Genomic DNA, 18,631 nt, shown 5'->3' on the forward strand with positions numbered 1-18,631 from the left:
GACGCTCGGAGGGGCGCCTCATGGTCTTCACTAACTGGGCCGGGAATCAGACGGGCGCCCCTGCCGAGGTGCGCACCCCCGCGAGCGTGGCGGACGTCGTCCAGGCCGTGCGGGACGCCTCGGCCGCCGGGCGCCGCCTGCGCATGGTCGGCACGGGCCACTCCTTCACCGGGGTGGCCCTCACCGACGGGATCATGCTCCGCCCCGAGGGGCTGAGCGGCATCAGGTCCGCCGGCGACGACCGCGTCACGGTGCTGGCCGGCACGCCGCTCAAGGTGCTAAACGAGCTGCTCGACCAGCGCGGGCTGGCCCTGGCCAACATGGGCGACATCACCGAGCAGACCGTCGCCGGGGCGATCCAGACCGGCACCCACGGCACCGGGCGCGACAGCGGCGGCCTGGCCGACCAGGTCACCGAGCTGGAGCTGGTGCTCGCCGACGGCTCGGTCGCCACGGCCGTGCCCGGCGAGGACCTGTTCGACGCGGCCCGGGTCGGCCTCGGGGCGCTGGGCGTGCTGACGGCCGTGACGTTCCGGGTGGAGCCCGCGTTCCTGCTGCGCAACCGGCGGCGCAGGATGACGCTCACCGACATCCTCGCCTCGCTCGACTCGCTGACCTCGGCCAACGAGCACCTCGACTTCTTCTGGCTGCCGCACACCGACGCCTGCCTGGTCAAGACCAACAACAGGGACGCGGGCCCGGCCAGGCCGCCGAGCCCGTTCAAGCACTGGCTGGACAACGTGTTCCTGGAGAACACCGTCTTCGGCGCCGCCTGCGCCGTCGGCGGGCGGCGTCCGGCGCTGATCCCGCGGATCAACGCGATCAGCGCGGCGGCCCTCGGCGACTCGGAGGCGGTGGACACCTCGTACAAGGTGTTCACCGCCCGCCGGGACGTGCGGTTCCTGGAGATGGAGTACGCCGTGCCGCGCGAGCACCTGGCCCAGGCGCTGCGCGAGACCCGCGACCTGATCGACAGGATGGACTGGAAGATCACCTTCCCCGTCGAGGTGCGCGTCACGCCCCCCAGCGACGCCTGGCTGTCCACCGCGTACGGCCGCGACTCGGCGTACGTCGCCTGCCACATCTACCGGCCCACGCCCAACCCCGCCTACTTCGAGGGCGTGGAGGAGATCATGAACCGGCTGGACGGCCGGCCGCACTGGGGCAAGATGCACACCCGGGACGCCGCGTACCTGCGCAAGGTCTACCCCCGCTTCGACGACTTCGTCGCGCTGCGCGACCGGCTGGACCCGCGCCGGGTGTTCACCAACGACTACCTCGACGTGGTGCTCGGCTAGCGCCCCTCCTGCTGCGCCGGCGGCTCGTCCGGCTGGGTCGTGGCCGGGGGCGCGCTGGACTGCTGCTCGCCGGGGTCGGGACGCTCCTGCTCCTCCTCGCCGGGCCCGGGCGTCTCGGGGACGGGCTCGACCGTGTCCGTGGGCGTGGGCGTCGGCGTGCCGCTCGGACTCGGCTCGCCGGTCCCGGAGGGCGGCGGAGTGCGCGGCGTGTCCGTGGGCGTCGGGGTGGGGGTCGGGGTCGGCGACTGCGTCGGACCGATCGGCCGGTCGTCGCGGTCCTGGCGGTCGTGCCCCTGATCCTTGACGGGGGCGCGCTGCTGCTCCTTCACCGACGTCTGCCCGCCGGTGACCCGCTCGTGCAGCGTCCGGTGGTCGAATGCCTGGAAGGCGAGGATGCCGCCCATGCTGACCGCGAACACCAGCGCGGCCGCGACCGCCATCTTCAGCCACGGCAGCCCGCCGCGCCCGGCGGGCTCGACGACCGGCATGACCAGCGTGTCATGCCCCTGGCCGCCGCCTCCCCGGACGGCGTGCGCGGCGGTCTGCTCCCCTGCGGCCCCGGCGGCGGGCGCGGTGATCTGTTCCCCTGCGGCCCCGGCGGCGTGCGCGGCGGTCCCTTCCCTTGCGGCCCGGGCGGCGTGCGCGGCGGTCTCCTCGCCCGCGGCCGGGGTGGCGTTCGCGGCGGCGGCGAGCAGGCCTTGCCCCTCCTCCTGCTCCTCGCGCCACGCGGACAGCGTGTGCTGCTTGACCCGGTCGCCGGTGCGCTTGAGATAGTGCGTATAGACGGCACTGGCCACCGTGCTCGCGATGCTGACCACGGCGGCGCCGATCACGGTGCCCGCCACCCCGAGGTAGGAGGCGGCCACCGCGGCGGTGACGGCGGCGAGGGCGCTCCCGAGGATCTGTGGCACGCTCAGCTCGAACTTCCGCTGCTCGCCGGTCATCCCCCGGATCAGTCCCCTCTGGTCATGCGTACGGTAAAGAGCTTCCTCGTGAATAGACGCGAGCGCGTGTCCCGTTGTTCCTGTGACCTGCGCGACAGGCATCCTCGTAACTCGTGCCCCGACGATTCGGCCTACCCTCCGTCTACCTCGCCGCGGCCGTGGCGACGGCCGCGACGACCGCTGTCCCGCTCGCCATGACGCCCGCCTCCGGACTCGCCCTGCGCCCCTCGGCCTCCGAGCCCACCCGGCCCTACATCGTCACGGCCCGCAGCCGCGCGGACGCCCGGGACCTCGTCGCGGAGGTGAGATGGCGGGTACGGCGTTACTACACCGAGGCTCTGCCGGGTTTCGCCACCTTCCTCACCGTCGGCGAGCTGGCCGAGCTCAGATCCGATCGCCGGGTCCTGGCCGTCGAGCCCGACCGCGAGATCCACGCCATGCCCGGCGACGCCGCCGCCCCCGACACGGACTCCACCACGGACGCCGACTCGGGCGCGGGCACGACCGTGTTCGTCGTGGACACCGGCGTCGACGTCACCCGGGCCGAGTTCGGCGACCGGGCCTGGCGCGCCTTCGACGCCACCGGCGGCACCGGACGCGACTGCGGCGGGCACGGCACGCGCGTGGCCAGGGCCGTCGCCTCGCGGGCGCCGGAGGCCAGGATCGCCTCGGTGCGGGTGCTCGGCTGCGCGGGGTCGGGCTCGCTGGCCGACGTGCTGGCCGGGCTCGACTGGATCCGGCGGCACGCGCGCGGCCCGTCCGTCGTCACGCTCGCCGCCGACGGGGCCGACTCGCCCGCGCTCGGCGCGGCCGTACGGTCGCTGGTGCGCTCGGGGGTGTTCGTCGTGGGCGCGGCCGACTCGGGCTGGTGCCAGGTTTCCTCCGGCGGGCAGGCGTTCTCGGCGGGCGCCCCGTACCTCGCCGCCGCCGCGGCGCGTCTTCTCGAACGCCGTCCCGACGCCGCCCCCTCCCTTGTCGCGAGTTCGCTGAAGTGCACAACAGCACGCGCCGCGATTCGCCAGAATCCGTCGAGGAGCTCTAACCTCCTCATGCACAGCGGCGGGCGTTAGAGGAAATGGAATCCACAAATGTGACCGGCGTCACATCGCCCCCGGGGCTTCCCAGGAAGGCGATGTTCGGACATGCCGGGTACGGTGCTGGCAGGCAACCGGCACACGCGAGAGACTCAAGGGTCCGGGGGAAGAATGGCGACGCTGACGAAGGGACTCGCATGCAGGAGCTCCGACTCGTCGCGGTGAGTGAGGACGGCACCTATCTCGTGCTGGCTACTGCCGGGCGAGGTACGCGCTTCACCCTTCCCGTGGACGACCGGCTCCGTGCTGCCGTCCGCGGCAACTTCTCCCGTCTCGGCCAGTACGAGATCGAAGTGGAGAGCCCGTTGCGCCCCAAGGAGATCCAGGCACGCATCCGCGCCGGAGAGACAGCGGAAGAGATCGCCGCGACCGCCGGGATCCCGGTCGAACGAGTCCGCTGGTTCGAGGGCCCGGTGCTGCAGGAGCGGGAGTACGTCGCCCAGCAGGCGCAGCGCGTCGCCGTCCGCATGCCCGGGGAGACCGCGCCCGGTCCCACCCTCGGCGAGCTGGTGGCCGAGCGGCTGACCAGGCGCGGCGTGCCCACCGACGAGATCGACTGGGACTCCGCCAAGCGCGACGACGGCCTGTGGCGGGTCAAGCTCGGCTACGTCTGGAACGGTCACACGCGCCACGCCGAATGGCTCTTCGACCCGCGCAAGCGCCACGTCTCACCGCACGACGACGAGGCCATGCGCCTGTCGTCGGCCGACTTCGATCCCGAGCCCGCCGTGGTGGAGGACACCACGGTCACGCCGTTCGCGCCGCGGGTGGCCAAGCTGCAGCCGGTGCCGCCGCTCGCCTCCGACCCGCTGCCGTTCCCCTCGGTCGTGCGCCGCGAGCCGGAGGAACCGGCCGTCGGCTACACCCCGCCGCCCAGGCCCGCCGACACCGGCGGCTACGGCCGCGGCCCCGACCTGCCGGGGCGTGACCTCGCGGGACGTGACGTCTCCGGGCGTGACGTGCCGTTCGAGCGGCCGTCCCCGGGGCGGGAGAGCGCGTCGGACGGCTCGTCGTCCCTGCCCGAGACCAGCCGCGCCCCCTTCCGGGGCGAGGGCTTCCACCCGGACCCGTCCCGTGCCGAGGGGCAGCGCGGGGAGCGTGGGGAGCGCGCTGAGGGCCAGCGTGGGGAGACCGCGGGCCGCGAGACCGGCTTCGGCCGCTCTCCGGACGCCTCCTCCCGCCGCGGCGGCACGTCGCCGTGGCTGCCGGACTTCGGCTCGGGCCGCTCGGGGGAACGCGACGACTCCATCTACGCGCCCGCCACCCCGCCGCCCTCCCGCCCGCTCACCTCCCACCCGTCCCCCACCGAACCCACGACATCCACCCAGCCCCCCGCCGCCTCGGACCTCCGCCCGCAGCCGCCTGCCACCCCGGACCTCCGCCCGCAGCCGCCTGCTTCCTCGGACTTCGGTACGCCGCCACCTGCTGCTTCGGACTTCCGTACGCAGCCGCCTGCGACGCCTGCGCCTGGCACACAACTGCCGGCCGGCCCGTCGCTGGATGGGGAAGCGTCGGTCAGTCCGTCGCCGGGTGCGCAGCCGCCTGCCGCTCCGGAGGCCGGCGTCCAGTCGCCCGCCGCTCCGGAGGCGGGCGCTCAGTCGCCTGCCGCTTCGGAGGCTCTTGGTCGGCAGGCGGCGGTGTCCGCTCCCGGGGTCGCCGCCACGTCGGCGGCTCCTGAAGTCCTGCCGACGTCGGCCGGTCCTGAAGGGCCGGTGACGCCGCCGTCCTCGCCGACGGCCGCCGGGGAGCGCACGGCCCAGCCCGACGCTTCCGTCCCGGCCCAGCCGGCCACCTCGATGCCCGCCACCTCGATGCCCGCCGCCGCGGCGCCCGTCCAGCCGGAGCCCTCCGCCACGGCCGACGTGCAGGAGGCCGCGGCCACCACGGAGGCCCAGCCGACGGGCTCGGCCGTGGACGCTCAGCGCTCCGCGACGCCGGAGGCCGACACCACGTCCGTCTCCGCCACGCCCGAGACCGACACCACCGGTTCTCCCGCGCCCGAAGACGCCGCCACCACCTCCGACACCGGCGACGCCCAGGTCACCACGCCCGAGGCAAACGACTCCACCGCGCCCTCGTCGGACGCCTCGGCGGCCGGTGCGACGGACGTCCCGGACGCCGCTGCGGAGGCTTCCTCCGCCGCATCCACCGAAACGCCCACGGTGGCCACCACCGACTCCACGCCCGCCACCACCGAGGCGACCGCCTCGGACGTGACGTCAAGTGCGCCGACCGCCGCGGAGCCCGCGCCCAAGACGCCCGAACCCACCGAGCCGGAGGACGCGACGACCGCAGCCTCCCAGCCGGAGGACGCGGCAACCGCACCGCAGGCGCAGGCCACCACACCCACGCCGACCACCGAGAGCGCACCGGCAGCCGCCGAGGACGCCCCGGAACCCGCTACGACCGCCGAGTCGGACGCCACAACCGAGGCCGAGCCGGCTCCGACCGAGACGGCGACGCCCGACGCACCCGCCGCCGAGACTTCTGCCGCCCAGGACGCACCGGCCGACGAGCCCTCAGCCGCCACCCCGCAGGACGTGCCGGCCGCCGAGACCGACCAAGAGTCCTCGACCGCTCCGGAGCCGGCTGCCGCGAAGTCCCCGGACGCCGAGCAGGAGCGCCCGGCGACGGCACCGGAGCCCGCCGCCCAGGACGTGCCCGCCCAGGACGTGGCCGTGCCGGAAGCGTCCGAGGAGGTGGCGGAGAAGGTCGAGGAGAAGGCCGAGGTGGCCGAGAAGAAGGCGCCCGCGCCCAGGCCCAAGCCGGGCCCCGGCGCGCCCAAGGGCACCCCGCCGGTCCCGGCCGCGCGTCCCGGCAAGGACGACGCCAAGGGCCCCGGCAAGGACGACGTCCCGGTGCCCTCTCCACCGCCCGCTCCGGCCGCGCGTCAGGCGCGCAAGAACTCGCGTGGCCGCCGAGCCTCCGTGCCGACGTGGGACGAGATCATGTTCGGCGCCCGCCGCCAGGACTGACCCGCACCCGATCAAGCGACCGCAGGCCGCGCCCACCTCGGCAGGAGGGCGCGGCCTCGGTCGTTCAAGAAGGAAGTTCCGCGGTGTTCGGCGGAGGCGTTCAGTCCTGTGGCGGGACGGTGTGGGGCCGCATGAACGGGGCCAGCCACTCCGGCGTCACCTCGGCGGGGAACGCCGCGCCCTGAGCCTCCGAGACGTCCAGCGCGTCGTAGCCGCCCTTGCCCGCTCCGACCCCCGCGATCAGCGTCAGCACCCCGGCCCGCCGTTGGAACCAGGTCTGGCGCAGCCGCCAGCCCACCACGGCCCGGCGTTCGATCACCGCCTCGGCACGGCGCAACGAGCCCGAGCGGACCACCAGCCGGGCGCCGTCGTAGCCGTGCCCCAGGGAGGCGTACCGGTCGAGGCCCAGGAACACTCCAGCGCCCGCCAGGAGCAACGCCAGGACCGTCAGGATCCACCAGAGCATCATTCCTGTGGCCCACGCCCCGGCGGCGCTCAGCGTGGCCAGGAGGAGCCACGGGAAGACGGCGCGGAACAGACGGCGGTTGCGGGCGACCGGCGGATGGGCGCGCAGGGTGGAGCGGAAGGGGCCCACGGCGTCGGCGGTGACGCCGACGGCGACCTGGCGCGGCACGTCGGGCAGCAACTGCCCGCGCGTCTCGGAGTCGCCGAGCCCGGTCACGATCGCCCACACGCGTACGACCCCGGCAAGGCGTTCGGCCAGGCCGTCGACGATCTCGTAACCGCGGACCCGCCGGGACTCCAGCGACACGCTGCGCCGGTTGATCAGTCCGCGTTCGGCCACGAGGTAGCCGTCGCGGCGGGTGAGCCTGAAGTCCCAGTTGAAGACCGCGTACATCACGCCGCCGACGAACGGCATGGCGACGACCAGCAGCAGCGCCACGACGAGCAGCAGGTAGGGGTGCTCCCACAGCCACTCCCCCGCGTTCCAGGCGGCGTCCTGGCCGAAGCCCAGGTCGTCGCCCCACTGGAAGGCCAACCCCACCGCGCCGCCGGCGAGCGCGAACGGCGTGAGCAGGTACGCCCCGGACAACGGCCCGTACAGGAGCCACCGGCGCGGGACGGCGATGATCGGCCGGTTCACGGGCGCGGGGCCGGGCCCCGGGATGTGCTCGGCCTCCCTGACCTGGACGGCACGGCGCAGCAGCACCGCCTTGAGTCGTTCGGCCTCGCCCAGCGTGACGCCGTCGAGCGCGGCCTCCTCGTCGTCGCCGCTCGCGCCCGTGTCGACCTTGAGCACGGCCAGCCCGAGAATGCGGTGCATGGGCGGCGTGGACACGTCGACGCCGCGCACCCGTTCCAACGGGATGGTCCGGATCGAGCGGCTGATGAGCGACCGCTTGGTCTCCAGGCGGTCGCCGACGATCTCGTACGTGAAGGTGGCCCAGCGGATGACCGCGAACACGACGGTGCCGACGACGCCGAACGCCGCCCACGCGTAGGACCTGGCCGAGAAGCCGCCCACGAACAGCACGCCGACCAGGGGCAGCAGCAGCGAGGGCAGCATGCGTACCGGGTCGATGAGCAGCACTTTGGGGCTGAGCCGCCTGGGCGCGGGGGGCGGGGGCGGCGGAGGAGGAGGCAGAGAGGGCGGTGGTGGCGGCGGCTGGGTCACGTGGCGTCGTCCCTGAGCTCTTCGGCGCGGTGGGCGAGCCGTTCGGCGAGCCCGGCCGCCACCTCGAAGTCGAGGCCCTTGATCGTGGACGAGCCCGCGTGCGAGGCGGTGCGGATCTCCAGCGTGGCCAGGCCGAGCAGCCGTTCCATCCACCCCTGGCCCTTGTCGACCGTCTGGATGCGGCTCACCGGCACGAACACCCACTCCCTGGTCAGGAACCCCGACCTGGCGTAGACGACGTCGCCCGACAACTCCCAGCGATGGACGGCGTACCTGATGAACGGCTCCGCCGCCAGGAACGGCGTCAGCACCACCCCGACCACCAGCGGCAACAACCAGGAACGCGCGGCGAACCAGGACGGCACCCACGACCAGCCGCTGCCGCCCACCCACCCGGCCACCACGGCCGAACCGCCCACGAAGAGCACGAATCCGATCGCCGCCTGCAGCAACCACAGGCGGCGGGCCTTGGGCGAGACGCGGTGCGCGGGGTCACGCAGTGGGCCTTTTGACGTCACAAGAACCAGCTTAGGGCGCACGCCCCGAAAGACGATCTGACCCCGACCCCAAGATCTCTTCCATCCCCCGGCACGGCCGCCAAGGCCACCCACGAAAGGCATCCCCACAACCAGGGCCAGCCGGCCCTCGGGGGTCCGGAGCCCAGAACCGGTGGACGGACGAATCGCGGTGCCGGTCGGCAGACCCGAGCCAGGGAGCAGAAGCCAAGGGGCCCGCAAGTCCCGGCCCCGAGGTGCCAAGGGCCGGGGACCAGGGACCCGGAGCCGGGGACCGGGAGCCGGGGGCCGAAGGGCCGGGGGCCGGGGGCCGAGGGGCCGGGGGCCGAAGGGCTGGGGGGCCGGGGGCTGGGGGGCCGGGAACCCGGGGGGCCGGGAACCAGGCTGGGGGGCCGGGCGGCCGGGAACCCGGGGGGGCCGAGAGGCTTCCTCTGCTCGGGGCTTGGGAGCGCAGGGCCCGCACCCGCTGAGAGCACGAGGGCATAGACGACGCTCAGGCTGCTCGGAGGGTCATAGGCCAAGAGCCGAAGGGAGTCCGGCCCGGCCGAGGAGCGCCAGCGCCTGCCACGACGGGCATTGCGCAGGACCCCGCGTGCCCCACGCGGCGGCAGGTAAAGATCGGACGGGCGGCGCGGCGTGTCGGACGGCCGGCCGGGGGCGACGGGTGCATGCTCGGTGGCGGCCGGCCGCAGGCTGTCGTGCTGGGCCACGTCGGCGGCGCCACGTTCGTGCCATCCAGGCCCGGCGGCGCGTTACCGCACCACGCGCGAAACGCCCTCACGAAGCGTGGCAGCCGCCGTCCGCCCCGCAAGCCACAGCAACGTGCCAGCCGCCGTCCGCCCACAAGCCAAAGCGGACGTGCCAGCCGCCGTCCGCCCACAAGCCCGCGCGACGCGGCAGCCACCCCCGCCCCGCAAGCCATAGGCAGCCGCCACCTCCCGCAAGGCGCAGAGACGCTGGGCAGCCGCACCCCGTGCAAAGCACATCTGCCTCGTCCGGCGCATCTGAATTTTGCGTGCCGGGCGCCGTCCGAAACCGTGCCCGTTTTGTCCTGTGAGCTCGCGCGCCGCGATCGCGCCGCCCGCCCCGGGGAACGGGCAGGCCAGGAAGGTCATCAGATGGCCACCCCCGGGCCTCCGCCGACGGCGTCCCTGTGGCCAACTTCACCCCCAGGATCCCCGCATTCTGGCCGGTTTCGGCTCCTTTACCGACGACCGACCATCGGGAAACGGTCTGCGCACCGCCGAGAGCCGCGTAGCATCATCCGGCATGGGGCTGTGTAACACGGCATCACGTGTGAGGCGGGCCGCTGTCAGTGTGACAGTGGTGGCTTTCGCGCTCACCCTGTCAGGTTGCGCCGCCCTGGGCATCGGAAGATCCCAGGCCAAGGAGATCGCGGAGATCAACGTCTCGAGCCCCGAGTTGCGCGACGGCATGCCGCTGCCGAGCGAGTTCTCCTGCCGAGGCCGCCAGGGCAGCCCGCCGCTGCGCTGGTCCAGCGAACCCTTGCCGAAGGCGAAGTCGATCGCGATCGTGGTCGATTCCCATACTCCCTCCGAATCGGCCGTTCACTGGGTGCTCTACAACATCCCGGCGACCACGACCGAGCTGGGGCCGGGCGCCGCCGAGAGTCCTCCCGAGGGCTCCGGCCAGGCCACGGTGACCAGTGGGAAGGCGGGCTACGAACCGCCCTGCAACACTCCGGGCAGCTACCGGTTCACCGTCTACACGCTGAACGACAAGGTCGAGGCGAAGGAGGGCGGCCTCCCCGAGATCTTGAAGGAGATCGCCGACCACACGATCGCCCGGGGCCGGCTGACGGCGGTGAACATCCAGTGACAGGTCGATCACCGCAGGTAGACCGGATGAACCAATTCTTTGCGTAGGGTGTGACAACTCTCATAGTGGTCCGACAGAATCAGATCCAATTGTTAGGCATTGGTGATCAAAGGGGGCAGATCGCGTCGATGGCCGCGCGATCTCACCGATGCCACAGGGAGGCCATGGCTTTGAGGGTGGTGCAATGATCGCGGTCGTCGTGAGCTTGGTCGCTGTCGTGCTCCTCGTGCTCGTCGTCGTGGCACTGGGCATGCGTTCCATGAACCGCCGGGAGAGCTCTCTCCCTCCGGAACGGCTGAAGGAGATGGCCGAGAAGGAGGAGATGACGCACGCCCGGTCCACCGACGAGTTCGCCGCGCACGAACCGCGCATGGCCAATTTCAGCCCTGACTTCTCCCCGATCGACGAGGTGAAGCCGAAGCCCGTGCGCACCGGCCAGCGCGGCAGGCGTGGCGTCGACGAGTGGGGCAACCCGACCACCGACCACGAGGACGAGGAGTTCTGGGCGAACATCCGCAGCGACGCCGAGGAGGGCGGTTTCGGCGCCGGCGGCACCGTGGCGGCCCGGAAGGGCGCCTCCCGTCCCGTCGAGCGTGAGCAGCCCGCCGAGCGCCGTGAGCGTCCCGCGAAGCCCAAGCCCGTGGCCGCCGCGGCCGACCCCAACGCCGCGACCGTCCAGGCCCCGCTGCCCCAGCGCCAGCCCGCCGCAGCCGCGGCCAACCTCGCCGACCTGGTGGAGCCCGCCAAGCGGCCCACCCCCTCCGCCTCCGACATGGCCGACCAGCGCACGGTGACGTTCGCGGCGCCCACGCCCGATGTGCTCAGCCTCCTCGGCGGCGCCCAGCCGGTCGTGCCGGCCTCCCGCCCCGAGCCCCTGCCCGCGAGCGGCGCCCACCCGGCCGTCCCGGCAGCGGGGGGCTCGTTCCCCGCCAACCCGGCCGCCGGCGGCGGCTCCTACGCGGGCGTCACCTCCAGCGGGTCCTTCCCGGTCGCGCCCGTCGCGCCGATCCACGGCGCGCCGACCAGCGACCCGTTCCCCGCGTACAACAACGCCGCCAACAACGCGGCGGACGCTCTTGAGACCACCTGGACGGGCGCGCCCGCCGCGGCCACCTCCGGCTCCTGGCCCGCCGCCTCGCCCGACATCCTCGACGACCCCTCCCCCGCCTCCTACGGCGGCCCGGCGAGCTCCTGGCCCGCCTTCGTGGAGCAGCCCACCGCCACCGCCTCGCCGGCCGCCGCGTTCCCGGCCTCGTACGAGGTGCGCGCCGGCTGGGCCGTGGCCGACGACTCCGGCTCGCCCATCACGGGCCCCTCTCCGGCCACCGGCACGCCGACCGTCCCCGCCCGCGCGGTCTCGGCCTACGACGACGTCCTGTCGGCTCCGCCGGCGCCGCCCGCGCCGTCCTCCATCGCGTACGAGACCGGCGACTTCACCGCCGGGTCCGGCCCTGCCTGGCCCGAGCCGCCGTCCGGCACGGCGAACTGGCCGACGTACGGCGGGCAGTCGCAGGGCGCTGCCGCTCCCGGCCAGGCCGACAACGGCGGCGGCCGTCGCCGGGCCCCCGAGCAGGACTACAACGACTACTACCGGTGATCTCCGGCCCCTTACCGAATGAGTAAAACCCCCGCGACGACCCCCTAAAGCGGGGGTGGCGCACCACTAGGGTTTCCGACATGATCGGCGATACCCTCAGTAGCTGGTTGCGTACGCTACGGCATGATCTACCCGCTTCGCTCGTGGTCTTCCTCGTCGCAGTCCCGTTCTCCCTGGGCATCGCGGCGGCCTCGGGCGCCCCGCCGGCGGCCGGGCTCATCGCCGCCGTCGTGGGCGGGGTCGTGGCCGGGTCGCTGGGCGGGTCGGCCGTTCAGGTGAGCGGGCCCGCGGCAGGGGTGTCCGTGGTGGTCGTCGAGCTGGTGCGGATCCACGGCTGGCGGGCCACGTGCATGATCACACTACTGGCGGGGGTCGTCCAGCTCGTGCTCGGCGTGGTCAAGGCCGCCCGGGTCGTCCCGGCCCTCTCCCCCGCGGTCCTGCGCGGCCTGCTGGCCGCGGTCGGCGTGATCCTCGCGCTCTCCCAGCTCCACGTGGTGCTCGGCGGACAGCCCCAGCTGTCGGCCCTGGCCAACCTCGCCGAGCTGCCCGGCCAGATCGCAGGCCTGCACGGGCACAAGGTCGCGCTGGGCCTGTTCACGATCATGGTGCTGGCGTCGTGGACGCGGCTGCCGGCCCGCGTCAGGGTGGTGCCCGCGCCGCTGGTCGCGCTGCCGGCCACGGCGGGCGTCGCCTGGCTGGCCGGCTGGGACGTCACCCACATCGACCTGGCGGGCAGCTTCTCCGGGTGGGGATTCCCCGTGCTGCCGTCCGCCGACTGGCACACGATCGTGGGCGCGGTGCTGCTCGTCGCGCTGCTGGGCAGCGTCGAGTCGCTGCTGTGCGCGTCCGCCGCCGACGGGACGCACCCCGGCCGCCGCGCCGACCTCGACCAGGAGCTGACCGGCCAGGGCGTGGCCAACATGGTGTCGGGCGCGCTGGGCGGGCTGCCGATCGCCGGCGGCGTCGTCCGTACGGAGGCGAACGTGCGGGCGGGCGGGCGCACCCGGTCGGCGGCGATCCTGCACGGGGTGTGGGTGCTGGGCTTCGCGGTGGGTCTCGGCTGGTCGGTGCGGCTGATCCCGCTGGAGGCGCTGGCGGCGCTGCTGGTGTTCACCGGCGTGCGGATGGTGGGGCTGGCGCGCGTCAGGAAGGGGCGCGGGCACGGCGAGGTGCCGGTCTACGTGGTGACGGCGGCGACCGTGATCGTGCTGGGCCTGGCCGAGGGGGTGCTGGCGGGGGCGGCGCTGGCCGCGCTGCTGGCGCTGCGCCGGCTGACCTGGGTGAGCGTGCGCAGGCGCGAGGAGCCGGACGGCCGGCTGCACGTGACGATCAGCGGCTCGCTGACGTTCCTCGGCGTGCCCAGGCTGACGCACGAGCTGCGGTCGATCCCCGCGGGCACGCCGGTCGACCTCGACCTCACCATCGACTTCATGGACAACGCGGCCTTCGAGGCCATCCACTCCTGGCGGCTGGACCACGAGCAGGCGGGCGGCACGGTCGACCTCGACGAGCCGCACGACGAGTGGTACACGCTGGCGGCCGGCGGGGCCCGCGCGTACCCCGGCAGGTCGCCGGACCGGCGATGGGTGCCGTGGGCGCAGCGGCGGGCCCGCCCGCAGCGCCGCGCCATCCCCGACGACGGCGGCTCGACCCCGGCGACCTGCACCGAGGGGGCGCGCGACTTCCACCGCACCACGGCGCCGCTGGTCCGGCCGATCTTCACCGAGCTCGCGCACAAGCGGCAGCCGACCCACCTGTTCATCACGTGCGCCGACTCCAGGATCGTGCCCAGCCTGATCACGGCGAGCGGTCCCGGCGACCTGTTCACCGTGCGCAACATCGGCAACCTGGTGCCGCGCCGCGGCTCCGAGCCGCACGACGACTCGGTGGTGGCCGCGATCGAGTACGCCACGCAGGTGCTCGGCGTGCGCACGATCACCGTGTGCGGACACTCGGGATGCGGGGCCATGGCCGGGGTGCTCAGCGCCGGGGTGCAGGCCGGCAGCCTGCCGGGGCTGCGGCGGTGGCTGCGGCACGGGAACCACAGCCTGGCCAGGTTCATCGAGACCGAGGGCGACCGGCTGCACAAGGGGGCCCTCGACGTGTTGTGCCGGGTGAACGTCCAGCAGCAGCTGGAGAACCTGCGCACCTACCGGAAGGTGGACGAGCAGGTCAGGGCGGGCAAGCTGGAGCTGGTGGGCCTGTACTTCGACATCGGGTCGGCGCGGGTGCACCTGGTGCCGCCGCTGCGGTCTTCGCTCTCCGTGAAGTTGTGAGCCCGCGCCCCGCCGGCCGCCCAAGATGGGTTCATGAAGATTTTGCTCATCGGCGGCACGGGGTTCCTGGGGCGCGCCATCGCGGAAGAGGCGTTGGCGCGTGGCCATGAGGTCACGACGTTCAACAGAGGGCAGAGCGGCGGCGACGTGCCGGGCGTCGAGGCCGTGCGCGGCGACCGGGAGTCCGTCGCCGACCTGGAGCGGCTGGCCGACGGCCGGTCGTGGGATTTCGTGGTGGACACGTCCGGGTATGTGCCGCGGGTGGTGGGCGAGTCGGTGCGGGCGCTGTCGGGCCGGGCGGCGACGTACGCGTTCATCTCCAGCGTCTCGGCCCTCGACGGGTTCCCCGCCAAGGCCGCGACCGAGGACACCGGCGGATGGCCGTGCGAGCCCGACGCCGGTCCCGACGACGGCGACTACGGCGTGCTGAAGGCCGGGTGCGAGCGGGCGGTCGAGCAGGGTTTCGACGGCAACGCGCTGATCATCCAGCCTGGGCTGATCCTCGGCCCGTACGAGAACGTGGCCCGGCTGCCCTGGTGGCTGACCCGCATCTCGCGGGGCGGCCGGGTGCTGGCGCCCGGCGATCCCGCCGAGCCGATGCAGCTCATCGACGCCCGCGACGTCGCCATCTTCACCCTCGACCAGGCCGAGCGGGGCGTCGCCGGCCGCTTCGCGGTGACCGGCCCGGCGGGCAACACCACCTACGGCGAGTGGCTGGAGCTGTGCAAGCAGGTCACCGGGTCCGACGCGGAGTTCGTCTGGATGGACGCGGAGTTCCTGGTCGCGCAGGGGGCCGGGGCGTTCGTGGAGCTGCCGCTGTGGGGCGGGCCGCCGTCGGAGGAGAACGCCAACTTCTGGAGCGTCCCGACGGGCAAGGCCGAGGCGGCGGGGCTGCGGGCGCGTCCGGTCGCGGAGACCGTGCGTGACACGTGGGCGTGGCTGCGGGAGATCCCGGAGGAGCAGCGTTCCTACGGGCGCAGGATGGTCCACGGGATGGCCCCGGAGAAGGAGGCCGCCATCCTCGCCGCCTGGGACGCCCGCTCCGCCTGACCCCGAAAGCGCCGCCAGGACCCAAGTGGAAGCGCCGTCGAGCCCCGGGCGGAGTAGCGCCGTCCGGGCCTCGGTGGGGACGCCGCCGGGGCCCGGCGGAGACGCCGTCGGGACCCCGCGGAGGCGGGCCGTCGGGGCTCGGCTGAGGCGTCGTCAGGGTGCCGAGGCTGTCAGGCAGCCCCGCAGGCGGCTGGGTTTCCGCCCCTCGCCGCCGGGCGCCTGACACGTCGTCGAAACCTTGTGAGCTGGGAAGACGCATACAGCCCAACTCGACGGGCAGGTGACTGCCGGTGTACGTGAACTCACGGGGGAGGGTTCGACGATGACGTACCAGAGCAGGCCCGTAACGGGCTGGGTGGGCTGGGTATGGTTCGCCGGCATGCTCATGATCATGGCCGGCGTGTTCAACATCATCACCGGTCTCTACGCGGTGATCAACAGCGGGCTGTTCGTCCGCACACCATCCCGCCTGCTGTTCTTCAACGTCGGCACTTGGGGCTGGATTCACCTGTTGTTCGGGGTCGTCCTGCTCCTGACCGGTATCGCGGTGAGCGTGGGGCAGACCTGGGCCCGCGTCGTGGCGGTGGTTCTCGTCATGATCAACGCGATGACGCAGCTGACCTGGATCGCGGTCAACCCGTGGTGGTCGCTCGCGGTCATCGCGGTGGACGTGCTGGTGCTGTACGCCCTGATCGTGCACGGCCGCGAGGCCCAGGAACTGGGAGGTGAGAGACGAGCCGGCCTGTAGGCCGGGTTCTGTCCTTCGCGAACGAAGGGGCGACCATCCATCTAGGGCCGCCGTTGCCGGCGGCCTCAAGCGGTCTACCCGCGCGGCTCGGGCGGGCAGCCCTCGAACGTCGCGCGCGGAACGCTCCGGAGAGCGTCCCTTCTTGACCTTGCTCCGGGTGGGGTTTACCTAGCCGCCCACGTCACCGTGGGCGCTGGTGGTCTCTTACACCACCCTTTCACCCTCACCTCCCACCGAGGCGGGAGGCGGTCTGCTTTCTGTGGCACTGTCCCGCGGGTCACCCCGGGTCGGCGTTACCGACCACCCTGCCCTGTGGAGCCCGGACCTTCCTCGGCGGGCCCGAAGGCCCGACGCGGCCGCCCGGCCGACTCGTCTTCAGGGAGGTTATCAAACCTCAAGCCGTTCCCAACCGAGTCGCAAGATCGATTGGGTGGGATGGGCATGTCACCGCCTGAGGGGGGCGGAGGCAGCAGCGGCCGCGCCGGGATGTTCTGGCGGCTCCCGGCGCGGCCGCGCTCAACGCCCGCAGGCTGGTCGAGGCACGGCTTCGCCACCGCCGCGCTCAACGCGAACGGGTCTCGCCACCGGCCGCGGCCGCGCTCAACGCCCGCAGGCTGCTCGAAGCACGGCTTCGCCACCGCTGCGGTCAACGCGAACGGGTCGTGTCGCCGGGCGTGCTCAACGGAGGTGGGCGGTGTCGTTGAAGGACTTCACCACGGCGGGGCCGTCGGCGTAGTACTCGATCAGCGACAGGCAGGCCAGGTCGAGGTGCATCCGGTAGAGCGCGCCCAGAGGCGCCGTGAGGGCGTCGCGCAGCAACATCTTGATCGGTGTCACGTGGGAGACGACGAGCACGGTCTTGCCCTCGTAGCGCTCCACCAGCCGCTCCCCCGCCGCCTGGACGCGGCGGGCCGCCGTGGCGAAGCTCTCGCCCCCGGGCGGCGCGGCGTCGGGGCCGGCCAGCCAGGCGGCCAGCTCGGCGGGCCACTCACGCTGGACCTCGGTGAACGTGTGCCCCTCCCAGGCGCCGAAGTCGGCTTCCCTGAGGTCTTCGTCGATCTCGACGTCGAGCCCGGTGCGCTGGGCCACGGCCTCGGCCGTCTGCCTGGCCCGCTTGAGCGGCGAGGAGACGATGACGTCCGGCCGGTACGGCTCCCGCGACAACCGGTCGGCAGCCGCCGCCGCCTGGGCCAGCCCGTTGGCGGTGAGCTCGGCGTCGCCGAGGCCGGAGAACCTGCGTTCGACCGACAGCGGCGTCTCGCCGTGCCTGAGCAGCAGCAACGAGGTGGCCACGCGGGTGGGCGGGGCCCAGCCGGTGCCCTTGGAGCGCTGCTGGGCGGCGGCCACGGAGGCCGTGGGGGCCGACAGCTCGGCGATGGCGCCCGCGTCGAGGAGGTCGGTCTGCTCGACGACCGGCGCCGGTGTGCGGGCCGCGGGCACGGCGGCAGCGGGGACGGCCCCCGGCGCGCCGGTGTCGTGGGTGCCGCCCGCCTTCCAGGTCAGGCCCTTGGCGGCGGCGTCCATGGCCTCGTTGGCCAGCCGGTCGGCGTGTTTGTTGTGCTCGCGCGGGATCCAGGTCCACTCGACCACCCGCAGCCGCCTGGCCAGCGCGCCGGCCTCAAGGGCGAGCGGACGCAGCCCCTCGTTCTTGATCTTCCAGCGGCCGGCCATCTGCTCGATGACCAGCTTGGAGTCCATCCGCACGGCCACCTCGGCGCCCTCGCCGCCCACCCCCAGCACGGCGGTCAGCCCGGCGATCAGCCCGCGGTACTCGGCCACGTTGTTGGTCGCGACGCCGATCGCCTCGGCGGCCTCGGCCAGCACCTGGCCGTCGGCGGCGTCCCGGACGACCGCGCCGTAGCCGGCGGGGCCCGGGTTGCCGCGCGAGCCGCCGTCGGCCTCGATGACGTAGGACGTCACAGGCCGGACTCCGGGGTGCGGACCAGGATCCGCCGGCACTCCTCGCAGCGCAGCACCTCGTCGTGGGGGGCGGCCTTGATGGAGTTCATCTCGGCGATGGACAGGGCCACCTTGCAGCCCTGGCAACGACCGCCGTGCAGCATGGCGGCGCCCACGACGTACTGCTCCTTGAGCTTGTCGTAGAGCTTGAGCAGGTCGGCGGGGATCTCGCCGGCGACGGCGGCGCGGCGGCCCCGGACCTCGCCCGCCTCCTTGTCGATCTCGGCCAGCGCGGCGTCACGGCGGTCCTCGGCGGCGGCGCGGGTGGCGGCCACCTCGTCGCGCTGGGCGACCAGGTCGGTGACCTTGCTGTCGGCCGCCTCCCTGCGCTCCATGATCTCCAGCACGACCTCCTCCAGGTCGCCCTGGCGCTTCTGCAGCGAGGCGATCTCGGACTGCAGGCTCGCCAGGTCGCGGGGCGAGGTCACGGCGCCGGAGTCGAGGCGCTTCTGGTCGCGGTCGGCGCGGGTGCGCACGGCGTCGACGTCGTTCTCCGCCTTGGTCTGCTCGCGCGCGAGGTCGCCGGCCTCGGTCTCGGCCTCGATGACCTGGGTGACGAGCCGGGCCAGGCGCTTGGACTGCTCGTCGATCTCGGCCAGCTCGGGCAGGGTGCGCCGGCGGTGCGCCAGCCGGTCGATCACGGAGTCGAGCTCTGCCAGGTCGAGCAGTCGCTTCTGGGCCTCAGGGGCTGCTTTCATGA

Annotated in this window: 12 protein-coding genes, 1 other RNA gene and 1 pseudogene; 8 read left to right on the plus strand and 6 right to left on the minus strand. The window is 73.5% G+C overall.

The features are described from left to right. Positions 1-20 precede the first annotated feature (20 nt). On the plus strand, positions 21-1,298 hold the full coding sequence (locus ACWEJ6_RS36340) for a D-arabinono-1,4-lactone oxidase (RefSeq protein WP_452429692.1): 1,278 nt from the start codon (positions 21-23) through the stop codon (positions 1,296-1,298). On the opposite strand, the gene ACWEJ6_RS36345 is transcribed toward ACWEJ6_RS36340, so the two are convergent. Further along, a complete protein-coding gene (locus ACWEJ6_RS36345; RefSeq protein WP_452429694.1) occupies positions 1,295-2,242 on the minus strand; it encodes a hypothetical protein in 948 nt (315 codons plus the stop codon). The two genes, ACWEJ6_RS36340 and ACWEJ6_RS36345, sit on opposite strands and share 4 nt — an antisense overlap. A 113-nt stretch (positions 2,243-2,355) precedes the next feature. On the opposite strand from ACWEJ6_RS36345, the gene ACWEJ6_RS36350 reads away from it, so the two are divergent. Further along, positions 2,356-3,312, plus strand: coding sequence for a S8 family serine peptidase (locus tag ACWEJ6_RS36350; RefSeq protein ID WP_452429696.1), 957 nt, complete (start codon positions 2,356-2,358; stop codon positions 3,310-3,312). 161 nt (positions 3,313-3,473) lie between these two features. Continuing rightward, entirely contained in the window at positions 3,474-6,311 is a 2,838-nt protein-coding gene (gene sepH, locus ACWEJ6_RS36355) for a septation protein SepH (protein ID WP_452429698.1), read from the plus strand. Positions 6,312-6,411: 100 nt separating this feature from the next. Here sepH and ACWEJ6_RS36360 read toward each other — a convergent pair whose 3' ends face one another. Together ACWEJ6_RS36360 and ACWEJ6_RS36365 are read right to left on the minus strand one after the other, a co-directional pair. Next, positions 6,412-7,863, minus strand: a complete 1,452-nt coding sequence (locus tag ACWEJ6_RS36360) for a PH domain-containing protein (protein WP_452429700.1) — start codon at positions 7,861-7,863, stop codon at positions 6,412-6,414. Positions 7,864-7,943: 80 nt separating this feature from the next. After that, positions 7,944-8,465 (minus strand): PH domain-containing protein, encoded by a 522-nt coding sequence (locus ACWEJ6_RS36365; protein WP_358284587.1) that lies wholly within the window; start codon positions 8,463-8,465, stop codon positions 7,944-7,946. A 1,266-nt stretch (positions 8,466-9,731) separates the two neighbouring features. Here ACWEJ6_RS36365 and ACWEJ6_RS36370 point away from each other — a divergent pair. The 5 genes and pseudogenes from ACWEJ6_RS36370 to ACWEJ6_RS36390 form a co-directional block, all read left to right on the plus strand. Further along, positions 9,732-10,301, plus strand: coding sequence for a YbhB/YbcL family Raf kinase inhibitor-like protein (locus ACWEJ6_RS36370; RefSeq protein ID WP_452429703.1), 570 nt, complete (start codon positions 9,732-9,734; stop codon positions 10,299-10,301). A gap of 199 nt (positions 10,302-10,500) precedes the next feature. Then, on the plus strand, positions 10,501-11,898 hold the full coding sequence (locus ACWEJ6_RS36375; protein ID WP_452429705.1) for a hypothetical protein: 1,398 nt from the start codon (positions 10,501-10,503) through the stop codon (positions 11,896-11,898). A gap of 80 nt (positions 11,899-11,978) precedes the next feature. Next, positions 11,979-14,174: a SulP family inorganic anion transporter gene (locus ACWEJ6_RS36380; protein ID WP_452429707.1), complete on the plus strand. Its 2,196-nt coding sequence runs from the start codon at positions 11,979-11,981 to the stop codon at positions 14,172-14,174. A 33-nt stretch (positions 14,175-14,207) separates the two neighbouring features. After that, entirely contained in the window at positions 14,208-15,224 is a 1,017-nt protein-coding gene (locus tag ACWEJ6_RS36385) for an NAD-dependent epimerase/dehydratase family protein (protein WP_387663907.1), read from the plus strand. A gap of 391 nt (positions 15,225-15,615) precedes the next feature. Further along, positions 15,616-15,870: pseudogene (locus tag ACWEJ6_RS36390) on the plus strand (DUF7144 family membrane protein); the annotation flags it as partial. 83 nt (positions 15,871-15,953) lie between these two features. Here the strand turns inward: ACWEJ6_RS36390 and rnpB are convergent. The 3 genes from rnpB to ACWEJ6_RS36405 all read right to left on the minus strand — a co-directional run bounded on the left by rnpB (position 15,954) and on the right by ACWEJ6_RS36405 (position 18,629). Beyond that, positions 15,954-16,344: RNase P RNA component class A (gene rnpB, locus ACWEJ6_RS36395), an RNA gene on the minus strand. A gap of 306 nt (positions 16,345-16,650) precedes the next feature. Next, complete coding sequence (locus tag ACWEJ6_RS36400) at positions 16,651-17,892, minus strand: bifunctional RNase H/acid phosphatase (RefSeq protein ID WP_364328728.1); 1,242 nt, start codon at positions 17,890-17,892, stop codon at positions 16,651-16,653. Continuing rightward, positions 17,889-18,629 carry a zinc ribbon domain-containing protein gene (locus ACWEJ6_RS36405; RefSeq protein ID WP_358284573.1) on the minus strand — a complete coding sequence of 247 codons (741 nt, stop codon included), beginning with the start codon at positions 18,627-18,629 and terminating at the stop codon, positions 17,889-17,891. Before ACWEJ6_RS36405 ends, ACWEJ6_RS36400 begins: the two co-directional genes overlap by 4 nt. Between the last annotated feature and the right edge of the window lie 2 nt (positions 18,630-18,631).

It is taken from the genome of Nonomuraea sp. NPDC004702 (assembly GCF_053601695.1).

Excerpts from the sequence above, each read along its gene's own strand:
- ACWEJ6_RS36385 (WP_387663907.1), top strand. The coding sequence starts at position 14,208 with ATGAAGATTTTGCTCATCGGCGGCACGGGGTTCCTGGGGCGCGCCATC.
- ACWEJ6_RS36345 (WP_452429694.1), bottom strand. The coding sequence starts at position 2,242 with ATGACCGGCGAGCAGCGGAAGTTCGAGCTGAGCGTGCCACAGATCCTC.
- ACWEJ6_RS36340 (WP_452429692.1), top strand. The coding sequence starts at position 21 with ATGGTCTTCACTAACTGGGCCGGGAATCAGACGGGCGCCCCTGCCGAG.
- ACWEJ6_RS36380 (WP_452429707.1), top strand. The coding sequence starts at position 11,979 with ATGATCGGCGATACCCTCAGTAGCTGGTTGCGTACGCTACGGCATGAT.
- ACWEJ6_RS36405 (WP_358284573.1), bottom strand. The coding sequence starts at position 18,629 with ATGAAAGCAGCCCCTGAGGCCCAGAAGCGACTGCTCGACCTGGCAGAG.
- ACWEJ6_RS36370 (WP_452429703.1), top strand. The coding sequence starts at position 9,732 with ATGGGGCTGTGTAACACGGCATCACGTGTGAGGCGGGCCGCTGTCAGT.
- sepH (WP_452429698.1), top strand. The coding sequence starts at position 3,474 with ATGCAGGAGCTCCGACTCGTCGCGGTGAGTGAGGACGGCACCTATCTC.